This window comes from Ornithinimicrobium pekingense DSM 21552 (assembly GCF_000421185.1).
Taxonomy (GTDB): Bacteria; Actinomycetota; Actinomycetes; order Actinomycetales; family Dermatophilaceae; genus Ornithinicoccus; species Ornithinicoccus pekingensis.
In genome coordinates this window covers 278,912-301,232 of record NZ_ATWJ01000011.1, presented here as the reverse complement: position 1 = coordinate 301,232, position 22,321 = coordinate 278,912, and the positions used below count along the sequence as shown (strand labels likewise).

21 protein-coding genes are annotated in these 22,321 nt (G+C 75.0%); 15 read left to right on the top strand and 6 right to left on the bottom strand.

What is annotated here, in order from left to right; all coding sequences use genetic code 11:
* Positions 1–20 precede the first annotated feature (20 nt).
* Positions 21–1,109, bottom strand: coding sequence for an ABC transporter substrate-binding protein (locus K330_RS0112730; protein ID WP_022922197.1), 1,089 nt, complete (start codon positions 1,107–1,109; stop codon positions 21–23).
* 206 nt (positions 1,110–1,315) lie between these two features.
* On the opposite strand from K330_RS0112730, the gene K330_RS0112725 reads away from it, so the two are divergent.
* Entirely contained in the window at positions 1,316–1,981 is a 666-nt protein-coding gene (locus tag K330_RS0112725) for a response regulator transcription factor (protein WP_022922196.1), read from the top strand.
* A gap of 21 nt (positions 1,982–2,002) precedes the next feature.
* On the opposite strand, the gene K330_RS0112720 is transcribed toward K330_RS0112725, so the two are convergent.
* Positions 2,003–2,320, bottom strand: a complete 318-nt coding sequence (locus tag K330_RS0112720) for a ubiquitin carboxyl-terminal hydrolase 14 (protein WP_022922195.1) — start codon at positions 2,318–2,320, stop codon at positions 2,003–2,005.
* A gap of 147 nt (positions 2,321–2,467) precedes the next feature.
* Here K330_RS0112720 and K330_RS21110 point away from each other — a divergent pair, with 147 nt between their 5' ends.
* The 6 genes from K330_RS21110 to K330_RS0112690 all read left to right on the top strand — a co-directional run bounded on the left by K330_RS21110 (position 2,468) and on the right by K330_RS0112690 (position 10,640).
* Complete coding sequence (locus K330_RS21110; RefSeq protein ID WP_022922194.1) at positions 2,468–3,682, top strand: glycosyltransferase family protein; 1,215 nt, start codon at positions 2,468–2,470, stop codon at positions 3,680–3,682.
* Positions 3,666–5,021: a glycosyltransferase gene (locus K330_RS21105; RefSeq protein WP_022922193.1), complete on the top strand. Its 1,356-nt coding sequence runs from the start codon at positions 3,666–3,668 to the stop codon at positions 5,019–5,021. The genes K330_RS21110 and K330_RS21105 overlap by 17 nt, the downstream gene beginning before the upstream one ends.
* On the top strand, positions 5,018–6,358 hold the full coding sequence (locus tag K330_RS21100; RefSeq protein WP_022922192.1) for a glycosyltransferase family 4 protein: 1,341 nt from the start codon (positions 5,018–5,020) through the stop codon (positions 6,356–6,358). The genes K330_RS21105 and K330_RS21100 overlap by 4 nt, the downstream gene beginning before the upstream one ends.
* A gap of 108 nt (positions 6,359–6,466) precedes the next feature.
* On the top strand, positions 6,467–8,269 hold the full coding sequence (locus K330_RS0112700) for an ABC transporter ATP-binding protein (protein WP_022922191.1): 1,803 nt from the start codon (positions 6,467–6,469) through the stop codon (positions 8,267–8,269).
* The gene (locus K330_RS0112695; protein ID WP_022922190.1) at positions 8,266–9,474 is read left to right on the top strand and encodes an aminoglycoside phosphotransferase/kinase family protein; all 1,209 of its coding nucleotides are present in this window, start codon (positions 8,266–8,268) and stop codon (positions 9,472–9,474) included. The genes K330_RS0112700 and K330_RS0112695 overlap by 4 nt, the downstream gene beginning before the upstream one ends.
* Positions 9,471–10,640 carry a phosphotransferase gene (locus tag K330_RS0112690; RefSeq protein ID WP_156875792.1) on the top strand — a complete coding sequence of 390 codons (1,170 nt, stop codon included), beginning with the start codon at positions 9,471–9,473 and terminating at the stop codon, positions 10,638–10,640. The genes K330_RS0112695 and K330_RS0112690 overlap by 4 nt, the downstream gene beginning before the upstream one ends.
* A 149-nt stretch (positions 10,641–10,789) precedes the next feature.
* Here K330_RS0112690 and K330_RS0112685 read toward each other — a convergent pair whose 3' ends face one another.
* The 3 genes from K330_RS0112685 to K330_RS0112675 all read right to left on the bottom strand — a co-directional run bounded on the left by K330_RS0112685 (position 10,790) and on the right by K330_RS0112675 (position 14,113).
* A complete protein-coding gene (locus tag K330_RS0112685) occupies positions 10,790–11,209 on the bottom strand; it encodes a TraR/DksA family transcriptional regulator (protein WP_022922188.1) in 420 nt (139 codons plus the stop codon).
* A gap of 76 nt (positions 11,210–11,285) precedes the next feature.
* The gene (locus K330_RS21095; RefSeq protein ID WP_022922187.1) at positions 11,286–12,725 is read right to left on the bottom strand and encodes a P1 family peptidase; all 1,440 of its coding nucleotides are present in this window, start codon (positions 12,723–12,725) and stop codon (positions 11,286–11,288) included.
* 452 nt (positions 12,726–13,177) lie between these two features.
* A complete protein-coding gene (locus tag K330_RS0112675) occupies positions 13,178–14,113 on the bottom strand; it encodes a hypothetical protein (RefSeq protein WP_156875791.1) in 936 nt (311 codons plus the stop codon).
* Positions 14,114–14,184: 71 nt separating this feature from the next.
* On the opposite strand from K330_RS0112675, the gene K330_RS22830 reads away from it, so the two are divergent.
* The 4 genes from K330_RS22830 to K330_RS0112655 all read left to right on the top strand — a co-directional run bounded on the left by K330_RS22830 (position 14,185) and on the right by K330_RS0112655 (position 18,760).
* Positions 14,185–16,371: a cell wall-binding repeat-containing protein gene (locus tag K330_RS22830; protein ID WP_169448559.1), complete on the top strand. Its 2,187-nt coding sequence runs from the start codon at positions 14,185–14,187 to the stop codon at positions 16,369–16,371.
* Positions 16,372–16,391: 20 nt separating this feature from the next.
* Entirely contained in the window at positions 16,392–16,754 is a 363-nt protein-coding gene (locus tag K330_RS0112665) for a cupin domain-containing protein (protein WP_022922184.1), read from the top strand.
* Positions 16,755–16,812: 58 nt separating this feature from the next.
* Positions 16,813–18,261 carry a phytoene desaturase family protein gene (locus tag K330_RS0112660; protein ID WP_022922183.1) on the top strand — a complete coding sequence of 483 codons (1,449 nt, stop codon included), beginning with the start codon at positions 16,813–16,815 and terminating at the stop codon, positions 18,259–18,261.
* Positions 18,262–18,322: 61 nt separating this feature from the next.
* The gene (locus tag K330_RS0112655) at positions 18,323–18,760 is read left to right on the top strand and encodes an SRPBCC family protein (protein ID WP_022922182.1); all 438 of its coding nucleotides are present in this window, start codon (positions 18,323–18,325) and stop codon (positions 18,758–18,760) included.
* A gap of 34 nt (positions 18,761–18,794) precedes the next feature.
* Here K330_RS0112655 and K330_RS21085 read toward each other — a convergent pair whose 3' ends face one another.
* Positions 18,795–19,598 carry an SDR family oxidoreductase gene (locus tag K330_RS21085; RefSeq protein ID WP_022922181.1) on the bottom strand — a complete coding sequence of 268 codons (804 nt, stop codon included), beginning with the start codon at positions 19,596–19,598 and terminating at the stop codon, positions 18,795–18,797.
* Between the two features lie 104 nt (positions 19,599–19,702).
* Between K330_RS21085 and K330_RS21080 the strand changes: the two genes are divergently transcribed.
* From K330_RS21080 to K330_RS0112630, 4 genes are all read left to right on the top strand, one after another.
* Entirely contained in the window at positions 19,703–20,302 is a 600-nt protein-coding gene (locus K330_RS21080) for a DUF2231 domain-containing protein (RefSeq protein WP_022922180.1), read from the top strand.
* 63 nt (positions 20,303–20,365) lie between these two features.
* Positions 20,366–20,962 (top strand): RodZ family helix-turn-helix domain-containing protein, encoded by a 597-nt coding sequence (locus tag K330_RS21075; protein WP_022922179.1) that lies wholly within the window; start codon positions 20,366–20,368, stop codon positions 20,960–20,962.
* A gap of 190 nt (positions 20,963–21,152) precedes the next feature.
* Positions 21,153–21,950 (top strand): CPBP family intramembrane glutamic endopeptidase, encoded by a 798-nt coding sequence (locus K330_RS0112635; RefSeq protein WP_022922178.1) that lies wholly within the window; start codon positions 21,153–21,155, stop codon positions 21,948–21,950.
* A 45-nt stretch (positions 21,951–21,995) separates the two neighbouring features.
* The gene (locus K330_RS0112630) at positions 21,996–22,307 is read left to right on the top strand and encodes a GNAT family N-acetyltransferase (RefSeq protein ID WP_029202629.1); all 312 of its coding nucleotides are present in this window, start codon (positions 21,996–21,998) and stop codon (positions 22,305–22,307) included.
* The last annotated feature ends 14 nt before the right edge of the window (positions 22,308–22,321 follow it).

Genomic DNA, 22,321 nt, shown 5'->3' with positions numbered 1-22,321 from the left:
GGACGATCGCTGCTCCCTGCTCAGCGGGCGCCGGCCTCCGCCGCGACGGCGGCGGCCTCGGCGACCTGGGGGATGAAGCGGTCGATGGCGACCGGGATGGACAGCGGGGTCGGCGAGCTCATGCCCACGACGTCCTGCGGCGTGCCGGACTCGACGTAGGCGCCGGAGGCCATGGCCGGGATCTGCGAGAGCAGCGGGTCCTCGAGCAGCATGTCGGCGGTGAAGCCGCCGTCGGTGTAGAAGATGAAGACGTCGGCGTCGAGGGTGTCGGCCTGCTCGGCGGAGAGGTTGGCCGAGAAGTTCTCGCTGCCGCTCATCTCCTCCACCAGCGGGGCGTTGACCATGCCCAGCTCGGTGAGGAACTGCGGGCGCAGGTCGATGGTGTTGTAGAGGCCGATCGTGGAGGTGTCGGTCGGGCTGAACCAGCCCCACGCGAAGGAGGTGCCCTCCAGCTGGGGGTACTCCTCCTTGGCCGCCTCGAACTCGGCCTCGGTCTCGGCGATGGCCTCCTGCGCCTGCTCCGGGCGGCCGATGGCCTGGCCGACGAGCTCGACCGACTCGCGCCACGGGGTGGCCCACGCCGTCTCGGGGTAGGCGACGGTCGGCGCGATCTTGGAGAGACGGTCGTAGTCCTCCTGGCTCATGCCGGAGTTGCTGCCGATGATGAGGTCGGGCTCCATCGCGGCGATCTCGTCGACGGGGATGCCGTCAGAGTCGTCGTAGCGGGTGATGTCGGCGGGGTCCTGGCCCAGCTCGGTGACGGCCTCGTCGAACCAGTCGGTCGAGCCGGCCTCGTTGCCGCCCCAGTTGATCTTGACGGCCCCGACGGGGACCTCGCCCAGTGCGGCCATGACCTCGTGGTCGGTCCAGCCGACGGTGACGACGCGCTGGGGGTCGGTCTCGATCGTGGTCTCGCCGAAGGCGTGCTCGACGGTGGTCGGGAAGGAGCCGGTGTCGCCGTCGCCGGCCTCCTGCGAGCTGCTCCCGCCCTGGGTCGAGCCGTCGGTGGTGCTGGAGCCGGTCGGGCCGGTGGAGCAGGCCGTCAGGGCGAGGGTGGCGGTGAGCGCGAGCGCCGTCAGGGGCGCGGTGCGACGGACGATGTCGGTCACGGGCAGGGGTCTCCTCGGTGGGACGCGCCGGATATTCCCGGCAGGACCCGACGACCTTAGGACAGCCTTACCTGATTACGCAATCTGGGGGTGGCGAATATGGGGTGTGGCCTGCCTCACAGGTGCGCCGCACGTGACATTGGCGCACGTGGTGCACCAGTGTCACGTCTGGCAGCAGCAAGGGTGGGCCGGGTTAGCCTGACGCCATGCACCACATCCTGGTCGTCGAGGACGAAGCGGGGATCGCGCGCGTCATCGACCGTGGGCTCCGGGCCGCGGGCTACCGCACCAGCGTGGTCGGTGACGGGATCGCCGCCCTCGAGGCGGTGGCCAACGCCGACGTCGACCTGGTGGTGCTCGACGTCGGCCTGCCGCGGATGGACGGCTTCACCGTGCTGCGGATGCTGCGCACGATGGAGGACCCGGTGCCGGTGATCATGTGCACCGCCCGCGACTCCGTCGAGGACACCGTCTCCGGGCTGGAGAGCGGGGCCGACGACTACCTGGCCAAGCCGTTCCGGGTCGAGGAGCTGCTCGCCCGCGTCCGCGCCCGGCTGCGCAAGCCCGCCAGCGCCGTCACCGAGACCCAGCAGATCTCCGCCGGCGGCGTCACCCTCGACCTCGTCGCGCACACCGCGGCGGTCGACGGCCGCCCCGTCGAGCTCTCGGCCCGCGAGTTCACCCTGGCCAGGGAGCTCATGGAGCACGCCGGGCAGGCGCTCTCCCGCGAGCAGCTGCTCGACCGGGTCTGGGGGTATGAGGTGACCGGCGCCTCCAACGTCGTCGACGTCTACATCCGCTACCTGCGCACCAAGCTGGGCGCCGAGCGGATCACCACGGTCCGGGGGATCGGCTACCGCTTCGAGAGCTGAGCCATCGGGAGCTGAGCCGCCTCAGCGTCCGGCGGCCGGGTCGCCCTTGACCCACGACGGTGCCGGTGGCGCGCCGGGCACCTGGAAGACCACCTCGTCGGCGTAGCACCACCACCAGTCCTCGCCCGGCTCGAAGGAGCGGACCAGCGGGTGGCCGACCTCGTGGAAGTGCGCCCGCGCGTGCTTGTTGGGCGAGCTGTCGCAGCACCCGACGTGCCCGCACGTCATGCACAGGCGCAGGTGGACCCACCGGTCACCGGTGCGCAGGCAGTCCTCGCAGCCGTTGGCCGAGGGGGTGACCTCGCGGGCCTCGGCGACGTGGTCGCAGGGCTGGCTCATGGCGCTCCCTTCCTGTCCCTGGCGACTCTAGCCCGTGCATGAGAGCACTCTCATCGTCATGTCATCCGGGGCTCATCCCGGGGTTGTTCACTTCTTCTCACGGCCACCGCACCGGCGGCCGGGACGGTCGGGACGGGAAGGTAGGCGATGACGGAGCAGACGGTGGCCGAGGCGCTGCGGGTGGTCTTCTACTCGCACGACTCCCAGGGCCTGGGGCACTTCCGGCGCAACCGCGCGCTGGCCCACGCGCTGGCCCAGCGGCTCCCGCGGCTGACCGGTCGCCCCGTCACCGGCCTGCTCGTCAACGGCGTCGCCGGCATCCCGACCGCGTCGGTGCCGCACGGCTTCGACGTCGTCACGCTGCCGTCGGTGGGCAAGAGCGGGCGGAGCTACGGCCCGCGGCGTCTCGACATCGGACTCAACGCCGTCACCTCGCTGCGCGGGGAGATCGTGCGGGCCACCCTGGCGACCTTCGCCCCCGACCTGGTCGTCGTCGACCGGCACGCCCTCGGGGTGCAGGGCGAGCTCGCCGGCGCGCTGGCCGACCTGCGCGCCACCCGCCCCGAGGCCCGCGTCGTCCTGGGCCTGCGCGAGGTGCTCGACGAGCCGGCCGCGGTCGCCGCCGAGTGGGACCGCACCCCGGCCGACGTCGTCCGCGCCCTCTTCGACGAGATCTGGGTCTACGGCGACCCGGCCGTGCACGACCTGCGCACCACCGGCGAGCTGCCCGCGGCGCTGCACGACATGGTCCGCTACCAGGGCTACCTGGCGCACGGCCGCGCCGAGGACCCCGACGGGCTGGACCCCGAGCGTCCCTACCTGCTGACCACCGCCGGCGGCGGGTCCGACGGCGCGCAGCTGTGCCTGGCCGCGGCCGCCGCGCCGGTGCCCGCCGGATACCGCCACGTGATCGTCACCGGCCCGCAGATGAGCGAGGCCGACCACCGCGCCGTCGAGCGCGCCGCCGTCCGCGCCACCCAGGTCGTGCGCTCCGTGCCCGACGCCGCCGGCCTCATCCGCCGCGCCGCCGCGACGATCTCGATGGCCGGCTACAACACCGTCACCGAGACGATGGCCACCGACGTGCCGGCCCTCCTCGTCCCGCGCGAGTGGCCGCGCCGCGAGCAGCTCATCCGGGCCCGCGGCCTGGCCCGTGCCGGTGCCGCCGACCTGCTGCGCGCCGGCGACCTGACCCCGGCCGCCGTCGGCGCCTGGTGCGCCGATGCCGTGGGTCGGAGGGTCGACCGCCGCCACCTCGACCTGGCCGGGCTCGGCTCGGTCGCACGCGCGGCCGCAGCGCTCACCGCATACCCGACCTCGTCCGTGCCCGCTGAGGAGCTGCGCCATGCTGTCGCCGTCTGACCCGACCGCCAAGGTCGGCTACGTCCTGAAGGTCTACCCCCGCTTCTCCGAGACCTTCGTGGTCACCGAGATCCTCGCCCGCGAGGCGGCGGGGGAGCAGCTGGCGGTCTACGCGCTGCGGCCGACGACGGACGCGCGCTTCCACCCCCAGATCGCCCAGGTGCAGGCGCCGGTCACGCACCTGCCGCGGGCGCACCGGCTGCCGACCGAGTGGGAGGTGTTCGCGCGGGCGCAGGAGGAGCTGCCCGGCTTCGGCCCGGTGCTGGGCGAGCTGATGCCGCTGCTGGTGCGGATGGACCCCTCCGACGTGGCGCAGGCCGTCGACCTGGCGGTGCGGGTGCGCCGCGACGGCATCACCCACCTGCACGCGCACTTCGCCACGCTGGCGGCACGCGCCGCGATGGTGGCCTCCGCGCTGTCCGGCATCCCCTACTCGGTCACCACCCACGCCAAGGACCTCTTCCACGAGGACGTCGACCCGGTGCTGCTGCGCGCGGTGCTGCGGCGGGCGGCGCACGTGGTGGCGATCAGCGACTACAACCGGCGCTTCCTGCTCGACCTCGACCCCACGCTCGCCGGCTCCGTCCGGCTGGTGCGCAACGGCCTGGCCCTGCCGCGCTTCACCTTCGCCGACCCGGTCGCCCCGCGCACGCCGCTGCGGGTGCTCGCGGTCGGGCGGCTGGTGGAGAAGAAGGGCTTCGAGCACCTCGTGCGCGCCGCGGCCCAGCTCCGTGAGGCGGGGATGGCGTGCTCGGTGCGGGTCGTCGGCGACGGCGAGTTCGGTGAGCCGCTCGCTGCGCTGGTCGAGGAGCTGGGACTGACCGGCAGCGTGGAGCTCGTGGGGCCCCGGAGCCAGGCCGAGCTCGTGCAGGAGCTGGGGTGGGCCGACGTGCTGGCCGCGCCCTGCGTGGTCGGCGCCGACGGCAACGCCGACGGGCTGCCGACCGTGATCCTCGAGGCGATGGCCAGCGGGCTGCCGTGCATCGCCACCGACGTGACCGGCATCCCGGAGGCCGTCCACCCCGCCGGTGTCGACGCCGACGGCGAGCCCGTCGCGCAGACCGGCATCCTGCTCCCGCACGACGTCGACGGTCTCGCCGACCGGCTGGCCGGGGCGCTGCGCGAGGTCGCCGACCCGTCGTGGCCGCGGGTCGAGGTGGCCCGAGCGGCCCGTGCGGCGGTGGAGCGCGACTTCGACACGGTGCGTCAGAGCCGGCTGCTGGCGGAGCTGCAGGGGGTAGGTGGCGGGGCCGGCGCGGCGGCTGGTGCTGCGCCCACCGGCGCCCCGCCCGCCGACCTCGTCCTGCCCAGCCACGACCTGGCGGAGGTGTCCCGATGACTCGCGTGGCCTACGTCTGCGCCGACCCCGGTATCCCGGTGTTCGGCACCAAGGGCGCCAGCGTCCACATCCAGGAGCTCGTGCGCGCCTGGCGCGCCCGCGGCGCCGACGTCGAGGTGTATGCCGTGCGCCGCGGCGACGACGTGCCCGCCGACCTGGCCGGTCTGCCCGTGCACGTCGTGCCGGTGGCCAAGGGGGAGGACCCGGCCGCCCGTGAGGTCGCCCAGCGCCGGGCCGCGGCCGAGCTGGCCGCGATGGTGCTCGAGGCCGCGCCCGACGTCGTCCACGAGCGCTACTCCCTCTTCTCGACCGTCCTGCCGACCGTGCGGGCCGCCCACAGCTGCACCACGGTGCTCGAGGTCAACGCCCCGCTCATCGACGAGCAGCGCACCCACCGCGTGCTCGTCGACGAGGCCGCCGCGGAGCTCGCGCTGGCCGACCAGCTGGCCGCCGCCGACGTCGTCGCGTGCGTCTCCGAGCCGGTGGCCGCCTGGGTGCGGCAGCGCGCCGAGGCCCTGCCGGACCGTCGTGCCGTTCTGTCGTGTCACAACGGTCGTCCTGACGACGCCCGTGTCACGACAGAGCCGCACGAGCGTGCGGAGGCGGCAGTCAGCGGCGGCGCGGCCATCACCAGCAGCCCAGCCACAGGCGGCCCCGCCGTCGTCGTCACCCCCAACGGCGTCAACACCGACCGCGTCCGAGCCGTCACCCCCGACCTGTCCGGCGACCCCGTCGTCGTCTTCGTCGGCACGCTCAAGCCCTGGCACGGCGTCGAGGACCTGGTCCGCGCCGCCGCCCTGGCCCGGGTGCCGTGGCGGCTGCGCCTCGTCGGCGACGGGCCGCAGCGCGCCGCGCTCGAGCAGCTGGCCGCCGAGCACGGCGTCGAGCTGGAGATGGTCGGGGCCGTCGCCCCCGAGCAGGTCCCCGCCGCGCTCGAGGGCGCGTCGGTCGCCGTGGCGCCCTACCCCGACTCCGGCGGCCACTACTTCTCGCCGCTGAAGGTCTACGAGTACGGCGCGGCCGCCCTGCCCGTCGTCGCCTCCCGCATCGGCGAGATCCCCACGGTCGTCGCCGACGGCCACACCGGCCTGCTCGTGCCGCCGTCCGACCCCCGCGCGCTGGCCGCCGCGATCGACACGCTCGCCGCCGACCCGGCCACCGCCCGGCGCATGGGTGCCGCGGCCCGGGTGCGGATGGAGTCGCGCCACTCCTGGGCGCACGTGCTCGACGCCACGCTGGCGCCCGTCGCCCACCACCTGACGCGCGTCCCCGCCGGCGACGTCGCCGGGAGACCCGACGCCGACCGCCTCACCGCGGAGCCGGCACCCGTGCCCTAGGCACACCCCAGACGGGGCCGGCCTGTCGTCACTCCCCCACCCCCTGCACCCCCGGCAGGCCGGCCCTCCCCCCTCAGCCCACCCCATACCCGAAGGAAGGTGCCCGCCGTGGCCTCGCCCGACCGACTCCGCGCCTCCGCCCTGCGGCGCACCCTGGGCCTGCTCCGCCCGCACCTGCCCGGGCAGCGGCTGCTGCTGGCCGGCGGCGGCGGGCTGCTGCTGCTCGAGGTGCTCTGGCGCGTGCTCGAGCCGTGGCCGACCAAGCTGGTCGTCGACGCGGTCACCCGCAGCCTGGGCGCCGACCTGGGCGACGGCGGCCCGCCCGCCACCCTGCAGCTGCTGCTGGCGTGCGCGCTGGCGACGGTCTCGATCATCGGGCTGCGGGCGGTGTGCAACTTCGGGGCGACGGTGATGTTCGCGCTCGGCGGCTCGCGGGTGGCCACCCAGCTGCGGGCGCGGGTCTTCGACCACGTGCAGACGCTGTCGCGGGCCTACCACGGCGGCTCGCGCTCCGGCGACGTCGTCCAGCGCCTCGTCTCCGACGTCGGGCGGCTGCAGGAGGTCGCGATCACCGCCGGTATGCCGCTGCTCGTCAACGTCGTCACGCTGGTGGCGATGCTCGGCGTGCTGCTGTGGATCGATTCCGTGATGGCGCTCGTCGCGCTGGTGGCGGTGGTGGCGTTCCTGCTCTTCTCGCGGACCTCGACGGGCCGGATCACCCAGGCGTCGCGGCGGACCCGGCGCAGCGAGGGCGACCTGGCCAGCATCGCCCAGGAGACCCTGGCCGGGATGACGCTGGTGCAGGCCTACACCCTGGAGCAGGAGCGGGCGCGCCACTTCGGCGGCTCCAACCTCAAGTCGCTCAAGGACGGGGTGAAGGCCAAGCGGCTCGCGGCCGGGCTCGAGCGGCGCACCGACGTGCTCGTCGGCGTCTCGACCGCGGCCGTGCTCTTCCTCGGCGGCTCGCGCGTGCTCAGCGGCGCGATGACCCCGGGCGACCTGGTCATCGTGCTGACCTACCTCAAGACCGCGATGAAGCCGCTGCGCGACCTGGCGAAGTACACCGGCCGCATCGCCCGCGCCACCGCCTCCGGCGAGCGGGTCGCCGACCTGCTCGACGTCGAGCCCGAGATCGTCACCCCGGCCGACCCGGTCGCGCCGTGGCCGGTCCGCGGCGGGGTGTCGCTGTCGGGGGTCGCCCTGGCCTACGAGCCGGGCGTGCCGGTGCTCCGGGGCCTCAGCCTGATGGTGCGCCCCGGCGAGCACGTCGCGGTCGTCGGCCCCTCCGGGTCGGGCAAGTCGACCGTGGCCTCGCTGCTGCTGCGCCTGCTCGACCCCGACGAGGGGCAGGTGGCCCTGGACGGGGTCGACCTGCGCGACGTCGACCTGACCTGGCTGCGCTCGCAGGTCGCGCTCGTGCATCAGGACGCCGTGCTGTTCACCGGCACCATCGAGGACAACATCCGCCAGGGCCGCCCCGACGCCACCGACGCCGAGGTGGAGGAGGCGGCGCGGCTGGCGCGCGTGAGCGCGTTCACGGCATACCTGCCCGAGGGGCTGCGCACGCGCGTGAGCGAGGGCGGCGCCAACCTCTCCGGCGGGCAGCGGCAGCGGATCTCGCTGGCCCGGGCGTTCCTGCGCAACGCGCCGGTGCTCGTCCTGGACGAGCCGACGACCGGGCTGGACCCCGACAACGTCGTGCTCGTCACCGACGCCATCCGTGACCTGGCCCGCGGCCGGACCACCGTGGTCATCACCCACGACGTCGACACCGCGCGGCAGGCCGAGCGCGTCGTTGTCGTCGAGGCCGGGCGGGTCACCTGGCAGGGCCCTGCCGCCGAGGCCCCGCTGGAGCGGGTGCTCGACGAGGACGACGAGGCCTCTACCCAGCCGCTGAGGAGCGTGTCGTGAGCCTCTCCGACCCCGGCCTCGCGCTCGTCCTCGACCCCGAGCGGCTCAGCGCGTGCGTCGGCCGCGAGGTGAGCGCGACGCACCTGCGGCCCAAGCCCGGCGTGTCCACCGCGGCCTCGCTGCTGGACGCCGACGGTATGCCGTGGGGCTGGGTCCGCACGCTCACCGGCGAGGCGGTTTCCAAGGCCGCCAAGGCCCGGCACCGTGCGGAGGAGGTCGGGCTGGCCGCCGAACTGGGTGAGGCCGAGCTCGGCGGCCGCGACACGCTGGTGCAGTGGGGGCCGCTGGCGACCGACCCGCGGCTGGCGACCTCGATGGCCCGGCTCGACCTGTCGCAGCTGGAGGTGCTGCGGCACAACCCGTTGCGGCGGCTGGTCGGGCGGCTCGAGGGCGCCGGTCTGGTCGTGCGCGTCACCGCGCACCCGCACCGCGACCGGCTGACGTCGGTGGTCACCGCCCTCGCCGAGCACGACGTGCCGGTCGTCGCGCCGGCCCGGAGGGTGCCCGAGGAGCTGCACCGCGGCCGCGGCGTGACGTGGTGGCCGTGGGTCGAGGGCCGCGACGGCTCCACGCTGGACGGGGGCCCCGGTGCCGACGAGGTGCTGCACGCCGTCGGCCAGGTGGTCGGGGCGCTGCACCTGGTCGACCCCTCGGAGGTGCCGCACCTGCGCACCCGCGGCTGGGCCGACGTCCGGGCCGCCGCGACCGCCTCGGTCGAGCTGCTCGAGGCGGTCGCGCCCGGGGCCGCCGCGGGCGCGCGTCGGGTGCTCGAGCAGCTGCCCGAGCACGCGCCGCCGGGACGGGCGTCCGCGGGGCGTGCCCCGCTCGTGGTGTGCCACGGCGACCTGTCGCTCGACCAGGTGCTCCTGCCGACCGGCGGGGCCCCGGTGCTCACCGACCTCGACCGCGCCGTCGCCGCCCCGGCGGTGCTCGACCACGCCACCTTCGCCGCCGTCGACCTCATCGAGGGCCGCGAGTCCCTCGGCGCAGCCGGCGACGGGTATGCGGTCGCCACCGGCTCGCGACCCGCCGCCCCCGGGCCCTGGGTCGCGGCCGTGCTGCTGGCCCGGGTCGCCGAGCCGTGGCGTCGTCAGGTGCCGGGGTGGACCGGGGAGACCGTGCGGCGGGCGCTGCTGGCCGGACGGGTGCTGGCGATGGAGGACGTGTGGGCGCTGCCGGTGCGCGAGCTGGCGGTGGCTCCGTGACCGGGACGGTGGGTGAGCGTGTGGACGGGACGGTGGGTGGCCCGGCGGGTGCCCCCGCGGGTGGCTCGACCGGGTGGTCGGTCCCGCAGCGGGTCGAGGTCGACGGCGAGGTCGTGGTCGTGGCCCGCGCGTGGCCCGGCAAGGAGAAGGACGGTGTCGCCCGCGTCACGGTGGAGGGCCGCGACCTGCACGGGCGGCTGCGCGCCGGTTCGCTGCGACAGGACGGGCGGGTCCGCCTGCTGCCGGCCGGGGTCGACCCCGCGCTGCCCGCGCTCGAGCGTCTCGCCCCCGAGGGAGAGCTGCTCGTCCACCGCGCCGGACGCCGGGCGGTGCTGCGGCACACCGGTGGGTACACCAAGGTGGTGCGCCCGGGGCGGTCCGCCGCGGTCGTGGCCGCAGCCTCCACGGGCGGGACGCTGGCGGCCGCCGCCGGCCTGGCCGCCCCGCAGGTCGTGCACCACGACCCGGAGCAGGCGGCCGTGACCCTGTCCGTGCTGCCCGGCCGGCCCGTGCACGAGCTCGCCGCCGGACGGGACTGGGAACGGATCTGGACCACGTGGGCCTCGGCCTGGGTGCGGCTGCAGGGGCTCGATGAGGGCGCGGTCGGCGTGAACGGCAGCGCCGGGGCGCCCCTGACCGAGCCGGCGCGAGACGGCGCCGCCGGGCTGGCACGGCATACCGCAGAGGACGAGGCCGGGGTGGTCGGCCGGTGGGCCGACCAGGCGCTCACCGCCGGCCTGCTCCCGGCCGTCTGGGGCGAGCGGGCGGGGGCGGTGGCGGCCCGGCTGCGGGACGCCGGCGACCCCGAGCGGATGGTGCCGACGCACCGCGACCTGCACGACAAGCAGCTGCTGTGGGACGGGGACACGCTGGGCGTGCTCGACCTCGACACCGCGTGCGTCGCCGACCCCGCCCTGGACCCGGCCAACCTGGCCGTGCACGCCGACCTGCGGCGCGCGCAGGGCATCTGGTCGACCTCGGCCGCGTCGGCCGTCGAGGTCTCGGCCGAGGTCGTGGCCCGGGTGGCCCAGGTCGACGAGGAGCGGTGGGGGACCGCGCAGCTGGCGACCGTGGTGCGGCTGGCGTGCGTGTACGCGTTCCGGCCGGCCTGGCGCGACGTGGTGCTGGCGTGGGCCGAGCAGAGGTGGGAGGGCCTCGCCGCCTGAGGCCTGCGTGAGCCGGGCGAGCTCGTCGAATGCCGGTCGACATCGCCCGGTAGGGCGATGTCGACCCCGCGATGCCGTGGTCGCACCGGGCCGCCGGCCGAGGTCCGCCACCTGCCGCAGGTTGCCGCGGCCGGCCGTGACCGCGTCGGTCAGCGGCGGCGCTGCCCGGGGGCGTGGGCGACGCACGTGCGTGCCGTGGGTCGCACCTCCAGGCGGGCCGGGGCGATCGGGTCTCCGCAGACCTCGCACGACCCGTAGCTCCCGTCGTCGATGCGGCCCAGGGCGGCCTCGACCTCCGCCAGGTGGCGCCGCGTCTGCTCGGTGACCGCCGAGAGCTGCGCACGCTCGTAGGCGATGGTCTGCCCCTCGGGGTCGTGCTCGTCGTCGGCGTTGGAGTCGCGCGACGCCTCGAAGAAGGTGCCCATGTCCTCGGCCAGGGCGGCCATGCGGGCGTGCAGCGACACGCGTTCCTCGCGCAGGCGTGCCGCCGCGTCGCCGGCGGTGGGCTCGGCGCCGTCGCTGGGGCCAGGGCCGTCACCGGGGTCTGCGTCGGGCCTGCTCGGAGTCATGGTGCGCTGGTCAACCACCCGCCGCGCGGTGACATTCCGGCTGGCCGGGTGGGTCACCGCGCGGCGGCAGGTCAGGTCAGTGCACCGGCACCGGCTGGGGGCGACGCCGCAGCAGCACGAGGCCGGTCGCCGCGGCCATCGCCAGCGCGCCCCCACCCAGCAGGGACGCGGAGATGGAGAGGCCCTCCGTGGACGACCAGCCCGCCGAGGCGCCCGTCCCGCCGCCGTCGGCAGGAACCGGCACGGTGAGAGCGTCACCCTCGTCCGCGGACGGGCGCCGGTCCGCACCCGGGGCCGGGACCGGGGTCTGCTGCAGGGCTCGGCTCGCCCGGTTGAACTCGGGTCGGGTCACCTGGGGTGCCTCGCCGGCGGTGCGCCACTGCTCGAGCTGCGGCATACCGGAGCAGGCCGAGGGGTAGGTGTCGCAGTAGCTCTGTCGAGAGCCCTTCGACTCCGCCGACAGCACGGCCTTGGCGATGGCGCGGGACAGCGTGGTGGCGCCGGCGTTGAAGATGCCGTTGAGCTGGCGCGAGTCGGCCGGGTCGTTGACCTGCAGCGGGTCACCGTCACCGGTGGACACGGCGAAGACGGTGTCGCCGTCCGAAAGGGTGTGGATCGGGCTGATGGCGCGGGCCATGCCGTCGTGGGCGTTGCCCGACATGCGCTGCGCGGCCGCCTTCTCCAGCGGGGCGTTGGTCGCGACGACCGCGATCGTGGTGTTGAGCGACTCCTCGGAGGAGGTCTGCGCCGCCGCCGACGACTCACCCCCGCACTCCGCACCGCTCGGCGCCCGGTAGCCGTCGAACTCGCCGCCGAGGCCGTAGCGCACGCCGTAGAGGCTGCAGTCGGCCGGGTCGACGGGGGAGCCGGCCGGGTTGACCACGACCAGGGCGCCGACCCAGATGCCGTCGCCGAGGTAGACGCTGGCGGTGCCGACACCGCTGCTCATGCCGCCGGCGCGGGCGCCGGTGCCACCGCCCACCGAACCCTGCCGGACGGGGCCGTCCGCCGTGGCCTCGGCGGCCAGGTAGCCCCACTCGGCGGAGGTCCGTGCCTTCGGGTCGCCGCCCCGGTTGAGGTCGTAGATGTCGGCGGCCGGGACGATCGGGGCGACGCCGGCGGAGCCCAGGGGGACGCCCTCGCCCCTGTCCTCCAGCCAACGGATGATCCCGTTGGTGGCGGACAGCCCGTACATGCTCGACCCGCCCAGCTGGATCGCGTTGACCCCCGGGTTGGAGTTGAGCGGGCTGAGCAGGTCGGTCTCCTTGGTCGCGGGAGCACCGCCGCGCTGGTCCACGCTGGCCACGGCCATCTCCGGGGTGTAGACGACGGTCGTGCCGGTCAGGAAGGGCGCGACGTCGGACTGCACCTGCCCGACGTGGATGCCGGGGACGTCGGTGATCGCGTTGTGCTCACCGGGTAGGCCGACCTCGTCGGCGGCGGCGGGGAGCGCGGCGAAGGAGGCGAGGGGAAGGGTCAGGGCCGCGGCCAGCAGGGTCGTGCGCAGGGATCTCATGCTCGTGCTCCGTTCTCGGCGGCGCACGAGCGTCCCGTCGGAGCACCGTGCGTCGCTGCAGGTTGCAGGGAAAGGCGGCGGCCGCCTCGGGTCGTGCGGCCGTCACCTGGTCCGGAACCTAACGAAGCGCACGCGGCACCGGAAGGGACTTGGTCAAACCTTTGCCATCGGCGGGCGTGTCAGGTCGTGGCGCGCGCCGTGTCCTCTGCCGGGCAGGGTGTCCTGCGCCTGGGCAGTCTTCTCGTGCGGGGGAAACTTCCCCCGCACGAGCGTGCTTCGCCGGCATGGAAACGCCTCCCTCCGGCAGCGCCGGAAGGAGGCGCCTCTCAGCGGGTTGTTCGAGAACAGGGATCGAACAGGTGCTGAGCACGACACGGCGGTTCATCCACGGCACCGGGTCGCACCTCGGAGACTACTCCTCGGTAGCCGTTTCCTGGCGGCAGGGCACCCGATCAGCCGCCGCCCGTGTCGACGGACGCACAGGCCTCGCGGACGTAGTCGTAGAGCGCCACCTTGACGTCGTCCGGTGCCACGAGCGCGACCTGGCCCTGGCGGCCGTCGAGGTCGACCGTGACACGGAAGCGGGTGCCCTGCTTGTCCTCGGCGATCGCGTGGGCGTCGCACCGGCCCGGGACGAGAGTGACGGCGAAGGAGCGCGTCCCGGTGGCGGGGGCCATGAGGTCGAGCGGGAGGCCGTCGGGCAGCCGCTCGAGGGTGAGCGGGTCGACGTGCTGCAGCAGCGTCGTGCCGCTCATGTGCCGGAGGTGCAGCTCACGCCCACCGGCACCCTGACCCCTCGCCTGCACGTCGACCGTCAGCTCAGCGGCGACCAGCCCGTCCCGCGAGACCACGCGGGGCAGGCCCTGCACCGAGAGACTGGCGACCTCGGCCACCTCGAGGGCGAAGCACTCGGCCGTATGCAGCTCGGCGACCTGATCGTGCTCGTCGGAGGCCACCACCTCGACCGTCCCCCTGGTCCCGTCCGCCAGCCGGTAGTCGACCTCGGCGACGTGCCGGCCCGCCGCCGCACCGCAGACCGGCCCGCTCAGCACGACCGGCATGTCGACCGCCCGCCCGGCACCCAGGACGCTGCCCCGCCTGCGGTAGACCATCGGCTCGTCGAACGCGGAGGAGCGCAACGCCATACGCTCCACCACCACCTCGCCGGAGCCGTCGTTGCGGAGCTTGACCTGCACCTGCCGGTCGTCCAGGTCCATCCGCGACTGCCACAGCACGGCGCTCAGCGTCGGGGCGACGCTCGCGTCCGGTGACGTCGGTGCCGGGGTCGTCGGGGGCTGCGCCGACCCCGAGCACGCCACGGGCAGGGCGAGGACGAGCAGCCCGGCCACGACCGCCACCCGGTGCCTGAACGCGCCTGCCACCCTCATGTGCACTATCTTCGGGGCACCGCAGGGCCGACGCAGGGGAGCACGTCATGGTGGGTGCGATGGAGCAGACCATGACCAGGTGGGTGGTGATCGTCGTCGCACTCCTGGTCGCAGCCGCGATGGGCAGTCCCTCGGCGCAGGCCGCGGCCGCAGAACCGACCCGAACGTCGGCGACGCCGGCCCCGACCGCGGGCACCGCCGCGACGACCGACCTCGGCCCGGCCGCAACGACCGACCTCGGCCCGGCCGCCACCACCGGCCGCGTCGGCGGTTCCGACCGCTACGCCACGTCGGCGGCCATCTCGCGCCGGGCGTTCCCCGGTGGGTCCGAGGCGGTCTACCTGGCCCGCGGCGACGAGTTCGCCGACGCGGTCGCGGGCGGCATGCTGACCGACGGGCCCATCCTGCTCGTGCGCCCGTGCGGGACCGTCCCGGCCGCGGTGCAGGCCGAGATCACCCGCCTCGCGCCCCGGCAGGTCGTCGCGCTCGGCGGACCGGGGGCCGTGTGCGAGGACACCCTGCGCGCCGCGGCCGCCGGGCGAGCCACCGACCGGATCGCCGGCGACAACCGCTACGACACCGCGGCCCTCATCAGCGAGCGCGTCTACCGGGGGCAGACCGAGGGGCCCGTCTACGTCGCCAACGGCACGGCCTACGCCGACGCGGTCGCCGCGGGGTCGCTGACCGACGGCCCGGTGCTGCTGGTCCGGCCCGACGGGTCCTACCCCACGGCGGTCCTGTGGGAGCTCGCCCGGCTCGCGTCCCCGCAGGCGGTCGGCATCGGCGGCCCCACCGTCGTCGCCGACTCCACGCTGCAGGAGCTTCCCTACTCCTACCACCGGCCCGACCGGGTCCACGGCAGCAACCGCTACGACACCGCGGCCTCGCTCGCGGGACGGGCCTTCCCCGAGGCCCCCTCGACGGTCTATCTCGCCCGCGGTGACACGCTCGCGGACGCGGTCGCCGCCGGCGTCCTGGCCGACGGTCCGGTGCTGCTGGTCACGCAGCGCTGCGGCGCGCTCCCGGCGAGCGTCACCGCATACCTGTCCCTGGTGACGCCCGACCGCGTGCTGGCGCTCGGCGGCCCGGGCGCCGTGTGCGACGCGACCCTGCAGGCAGCCTCGGCGGCCGCCCGACCCGGCCAGCTGCTCCCGACCGCGAGTGTCGCGGCGGACGCCGGCCACTCGTGCGCCGTCACGGCGGCCGGGGCGGTGCGCTGCTGGGGCTACAACGGGGCCGGGCAGCTCGGCGACGGCACCACGACCGCCAGCCCGTCCCCGGTCTCCGTCAAGGGCCTCGGCGCCGGCACCACCCGCTCGGTCGCGGTCGGCGGAGGGTTCACCTGCGCGCTGACGACCGACGGGGCGGTGCGGTGCTGGGGATCCAACCACGACGGCACGCTCGCCGGGCCCTACGGCACCCACAGCACGGAGGTGGTCGACATTCCCCGGCTCGGCGCCGGCACGACCGTGCAGGTCACCACCGGCCAGAAGCACGCCTGCGCGCTCAGCATCACCGGCGCGACGCGGTGCTGGGGATCCAACTCCTCCAGCCAGCTCGGGATCGGTATGGAGAAGGGCGGGTCGCAGGCCTGGCCCGCCCTGGTCTCCGGTCTGGGGCCGGGGACCACGCGCCAGGTCGACGCCACCTACCTGAGCACCTGCGCCGTGCGCACCGACGGCGCCGCCCTGTGCTGGGGCTCCAACGTCGTCGGCGGGCTCGGGGACGGCACCGACGTCGAGCGCACCACCCCCAGCCAGGTCAGCGGCCTGGGCCCGGGCACCACCGCCCAGGTCTCCGCGGGCGTGCACCACGGCTGCGCGGTCACGCGGGAGGGCGCCGTGCGGTGCTGGGGCGACAACGCCGAGGGTGGGCTGGGATACCCCCACCCCGGAGGTGGTGGCTACTGGTCGCTGGTCCCGGTGGAGGTCGGTGGGCTCGGCCCGGGCAGCGCGACCGCCGTGGACGCCAGCGGATCCGGCTTCAACTGCGCACTCACGACGGCGGCAGCCACCGTGTGCTGGGGGGCGAACACGTTCGGGACCCTCGGGGTGGGGGCGGCGAGCGAGCCGCGCGCCACACCCGGTCCGGTCCAGGGCCTGGGCGGCGGGACCACGGCGCAGGTCGCGGCCGGCTACCGGCACGTCTGCGCCCTGACGACCGGCGGCGAGGTGCGGTGCTGGGGCGACAACTGGTACGGCCAGATCGGCGACGGCACCGACGTGCAGCGCGACGCACCGGTGCGGGTCACGGTCTGAGCGCGTGGCAGGCTCGGACCATGAGTGAGGAGGTCGTCGACCTGGAGGAGAAGTTCGCGCTGTTCTCCGAGCACTGGTCGCCCAAGCTGGTGGCGCGGCTCAACGACTACGAGGTCAAGCTGGTCAAGGTCAAGGGCGACTTCGTCTGGCACCGGCACGAGGACACCGACGAGCTCTTCCTCGTGCTCGACGGGCAGCTGACGATCCAGCTGCGCGACCGCGACGTCGTGCTCGGGCCGGGCCAGCTCTTCGTGGTCCCGCGCGGCGTCGAGCACTGCCCGCGCGCCGACGGCGAGGTCAAGGCGCTGCTGCTCGAGCCGCAGGGCGTGGTCAACACCGGTGACGCCGGCGGGGAGCTCACCGCGCGGGTCGAGACGATCTGACGGGGCGGCGCTCCCGTTCGCCGGGACGCTGACCTCGGCAGTTGCCATACTCGGGAGGGTGACCGAGCGCGGAGCAGTCGTCGTCGGCGCCGGGCCCAACGGCCTGGCCGCCGCCGTCACGCTCGCCCGGGCCGGGGTGCCGGTGCGCGTCCTGGAGCGGATGGACGAGATCGGGGGAGGGGCCCGGACCACCGAGGTCACGCTGCCCGGCTACCGCCACGACATCTGCTCGGCCGTGCACCCGATGGCCTACGCCTCGACCTTCTTCGCCCGCTTCGGGCTGCGGGAGCGCGTGCAGTTCGTCGACCCCGAGATCCCCTTCGCCCACGGGCTCGACGCCGACCGCGTCGTCCCGGCCTTCCGTGACCTTCAGCGCACCGCCGAGGGCCTCGGGGTGGACGCGCGGGCCTACCGCTCCCTTCTGCGCCCCTTCGTCGACCAGCCCGACCTGGTCAGCAGGCTGGTCGCCGACACCCCGCTGCGCCCGCCTCTGGACCCGCTGGGCCTGCTGCGCATCGGCCTGCCGGTGCTCGAGCAGGCCTCCCCGCTGTGGAACCGCCGCTGGGAGACCGAGGAGGCCCCGGCCCTGCTCACCGGGGCGATGGCCCACCCGATCCAGCCGATGCCCGGGCTGGGCTGGGCCGCCGCGGGTATGGTGCTCGCCGCCTCCGCGCACATCGGCGGCTGGCCGATCCCGGTCGGCGGCAGCCAGGCCATGGCCGACGCGCTGGCCGACGACGCCCGCGCGCACGGGGCCGAGCTCGTCACCGGTCATCACGTCTCCAGCCTCGACGAGCTCGGCGACGCGGCCGCGGTCATCCTCGACGTCAGCCCCCGGGCGCTCGCCGACATCGCCGGTGACCGGCTGCCGCGCCGCTACGCCCGGCAGCTGCGCCGCTACCGCTACGGCGGGGCGGCGGCCAAGGTCGACTTCGCGCTCTCCGAGCCGGTGCCCTGGCGCGACCCCGACCTGCACCGGGCCGGCACGGTCCACCTGGGCGGGCCGCGGAGCCAGATGGCCGCCGCCGAGGCCGCGATCGCCCGCGGCGAGCACCCGGTCAAGCCCTACGTCCTGGCGTCCCAGCCCACCACCTTCGACCCGTCCCGGGCGCCCGAGGGCCGGCACGTGCTGTGGGCCTACAGCCACGTCCCCACCGGCTCCACGCTCGACCCGACCGAGACGATCACCCGGCGCATCGAGGAGTTCGCCCCCGGGTTCCGCGACGTCGTGCTCCACTCGAGCGCGCGCTCGGCGACGGACCTGGAGGCCTACAACCCCAACTACGTCGGGGGCGACATCGCCGTCGGGCAGGTCGGGATCCGCCAGCTCCTCGCCCGCCCCACCCTCTCGTTCGACCCCTGGCGCACCCCCGCCAAGGGCGTCTACCTGTGCTCGTCGGCGACCCCGCCCGGCCCGGGCGTGCACGGCATACCCGGGTGGCGCGCAGCGCTGTCCGCCCTCCGCCACGAGTTCGGCATCACCGCCGAGCCCGACCTCTCACCCTGACCCGGCCGCCTCATCCCTGACCCGGCCCCCGACCCCCCGCCCCCCGACCGAAGGAGCACGCATGGCAGTGAACACCAGGGCGATCGCCGCCTCTCCCGAGTCCGTCTTCCGGGTGCTCGGCAACGGCTGGCTCTTCCCGGTCTGGGTGGTCGGGGCCTCGAGGATGCGCGACGTGGACGAGTCGTGGCCCGGCGTCGGGGCACGGATCCACCACTCGGTCGGCGCGTGGCCGGCCCTCATCGACGACTACACCGAGCTGCTGGAGTGGGACCCGCCGCGCCGCGTCGCCATGCGCGCCCGGCTCTGGCCGATCGGCGAGGCCACGGTGGAGCTCGACGTCGAGCCGGTGCCGGGCGGCAGCACGGTCACGATGACCGAGACGCCGACCAGCGGACCCTTCGCGATGGCGCCGCGGCCCGCGGTGGACCTGTCGATCCGGATGCGCAACGTCGAGACGCTGCGGCGCCTGGCCTACCTCGCCGAGGGGCACGCGGACTGACCCCGGGCATCTCGGTGGCCGAGCCCACGTCCCCTCACGCGTCGGCGCGGTCCTTGTCGGACATCGTCAGGTAGCGCTCGACCGCCAGGCCGCTGGCCCAGCGCACCACACCCGGGACGAGCCGCTCGCCGAGCACGGCCAGCTGGGCCAGCGGGCGCGGCGCGAGGACGGTCTCGGGGTTGCGGGGCAGCGCCGTGAGCACGATGCGCGCCAGCGCGTCCGGGTCCATCGGCGGACCCTGCAGCTGACGCACGAGGCGCAGGCCGACGCGGTTGGCGCGCGTGCGCCGCATACCCGGGTTGATGTGGTCCAGCAGCGGCGTCTCGACGAACGCCGGGCAGACCACGGTGACCTTCACCCCGTGCCGGCGGGCCTCGACCCGCAGCGCCCGGCTCATCGTGACCACCGCCGACTTCACCGCCGAGTAGGGCACCATCGAGGGCACCGGCAGGATCCCCGCGAGCGAACCCATGACGACGATGTGGCCGAAGCCCTGCGCGCGCATGAGCGGGTAGACCGCGTCGACGCCGTGCACCACGCCCCGCAGGTCGATGTCGATGAGGTCGTCCCAGTGCTGGCGGGTCATCTCCGGCATCGTGCCCGCGACGGCGATGCCGGCGTTGTCGTGGAAGACGTCGATGCGCCCGTGCTCGGCGACGACGCGCTCGGCGACCGCCCGGAAGGCGTCGGGGTCGCGCACGTCGAGCTGCAGCTGGTCGTCGGCCGTCGGGTGCAGGTCGGCGACCACGACCGTGTCGCCCCGCTCCCGGTGCGCCCGCGCCAGCGCCTCCCCGATCCCGCGCGCCCCGCCGCTGATCAGCACCACGTCGCCAGCCATGGCTCGACCCTAGGGCCTGGGCGCCCTCGCGGCCCTTCGTGACGGCCGACGGGCGGGGGTCGCTCCGGGGCGCGGGGGAGCGGGGACCGCCCTACATTGCAGGTATGTCGACGCAGCCCCCGAACTCCGACAGCTCCCCCCTCACCGGCGTGACCGAGCGCATCGAGTCGGCCGAGGCCCTCGACGGCCTGGCCGGCCGGATCGGGCACGCCGCGGACGCCCTCGTCTCCGACCCGGACCGGGCGAGCCTGCTGCGCTCCGGGCCGCTCGGCCACGCGCTCCACCCCGTCATGACCGACATCCCGCTCGGGGCGTGGATGAGCGCAGCCGTGCTGGACTGGACCGGCGGGCCGGCCATGCGTCCGGCGACCCAGCGGCTCGTCGGGCTCGGCAACGCGGCCTACCTGCCGACCGCGATCACCGGTCTGGCGGAGTTCGCCGGGCTGGACGCGCGCAGCAAGCGGGTCGCCAGCGTGCACGCCGTGGCCAACAACATCGCGCTCGGCCTCAACGTGGCGTCGTGGTTCGCCCGGCGCAGCGACCGGCACGGGCTCGGGCGGGTGCTGACGGCCGGCGCGATGACCGTGGGCGGGTTCGGGGCCTTCCTGGGCGGCCACCTGGCGATCGGGATGAAGGCCGGCAGCCACGACCCGCGCATCGCCCGCTCCAGCGGGCACGCGCCCGGCGAGGGGATCCCCGTCTAGCGCCTGTGCGCCTGCCGGAGGCAGGCTGTGCGAGGTGCATGAGAGAACTCTCATGCACGTCTCATGCCGCTCTCCTGGCTGTGCGCCATCCTGGGTGGCATGAAGATCCTCGCCTCGGTCGTGGCCCTGGTGCTCGTCGGCCTCACGGGCGCCTGGCTCTGGATGGACGCCACCGCGCAGGCCCGTCAGGAGCCTGCGGGCGTCGTCATCACCGGCCCCGTCGACCCCGACGCCGTGACCGCCGTCATCGGCGGGCAGGACACCACCGAGGACTCCGCCCCGACCGGCGACTCGACCGGGTCCGCCACGGCGACGGAGGGGCCCGGCCGCTCTGCCTCGCTCGACCAGGTCGTCACCCTGCTGGGCTCCACCTCCGAGGCGCTGCTCACCCGGGCCGCCGAGGCCCGCGAGGCCGAGGAGGACGCGAAGGCCGCCGAGGAGGAGCGCAAGGCCGCGGAGAAGGCCGCCGAGGAGCAGCGCAGGGCCGCGGAGAAGGCCGCCGAGGAGCAGCGCAAGGCCGCGGAGAAGGCCGCCGAGGAGCAGCGCAGGGCCGAGCCCATCCCGGTCCAGCCCGCGCCGGTCGCCCCCGGCGGCGGCTGCGAGTGGGACGAGGACGACGCCGAGTGGGACTGCGACGACGATGACGACGACGACCGCTGAGTCCCGCGCCGGCAACGCTGTCCGGCGCCGGTGAAGCGGCCTCGTGCCCGGGAAGCTTCCCCCGCACGAGACGTCTTCTCCGGCACGGGCAGCTTTTCCCCGCGCCGCACCGCCGCCAAAGCCGGTCCTGCGACGCCAGGGTGGCTAGCGTTGAGCCGTGCGACCGACTCCCCAGCCGGAGGGTGAACCAGTGACCGCGACGCCCGATCCCGCGGCGCGCCCACCCCATACCCCGCTGCCCTGGCGCACGCTGCTGACCGAGACGGTCCTGGTGCTCGGCGTCAGCCTGGGCGCCTCCGTCATCTGGTCGGTGCTGTCGATCCTGCGCAAGGTCACCGCCGAGACGCCGCTGTCGGCACAGACCACCGCGATGAACTCCAGCGTCACCCCCGACCGCCCGTGGCTGGACCTGGCGCACCAGCTGGCCGGCATCGCGATCGCCCTGGTGCCCGTCGTGCTGGCGCTGCACCTGCTCGCCCGCGACCGCTCCGCGCTCCCGCCGCACCACCTCATGGGCTTCGACCTGCGCCGTCCGGGCCGCGACCTGGCCGGCGGCGCCGTCCTCGCGGCGGTCATCGGGCTGCCCGGGCTGGCCCTCTACCTCGTCGCGCGCGAGCTGGGCGCCAACACGACCGTCGCGCCGGCCAACCTCGCCGACGTGTGGTGGGCCGTGCCCGTCCTGCTCCTGGCCGCCGCCCAGAACGCGGTGCTGGAGGAGGTCATCATGGTCGGCTACCTCTTCCGGCGGTGGGCCCAGGCCGGGTGGGGCACGTGGACGATCATCGTCACCTCGGCGCTCATCCGCGGCGGCTACCACCTCTACCAGGGGTTCGGCGCGTTCATCGGCAACGTGGCGATGGGGCTGCTGCTCGGCTGGGTCTACACCCGCACCCGCCGGGTCATGCCGCTGGTGGTCGCCCACACGCTGCTCGACGTCGTCGCCTTCGTCGGGTATGCCGTGCTCGCCGACCGCGTGGGGTGGCTGTGACCGCACGACGCGAGCGCCGGGCCGACCGCGGTTAGTGTGGGCGCCATGACCAACGTCGCGATCGTGCACCGTCCGGCCGAGTCCCGCTTCGAGGCGATGAGCGGCGAGGACGTCGTCGGCCACCTCGCCTACCGCCTCAACGGCGGCACCGTCGACATGCACCACACCGAGGTCGACGTGCCGATGCGCCACCGCGGCATCGCCGGGCTGCTCGTGGAGGAGGCCCTGCGGGAGATGCGCGCGCAGAAGCTGCACGTGCGCCCCAGCTGCCCCTACGTCGCCAGCTACATCGAGCAGCACCCCGAGCACGAGAGCCTGCTCGCGCCCTCGCTCACCTCCGAGGACCGCGACGCCTGAGGCGCCGCGACCCC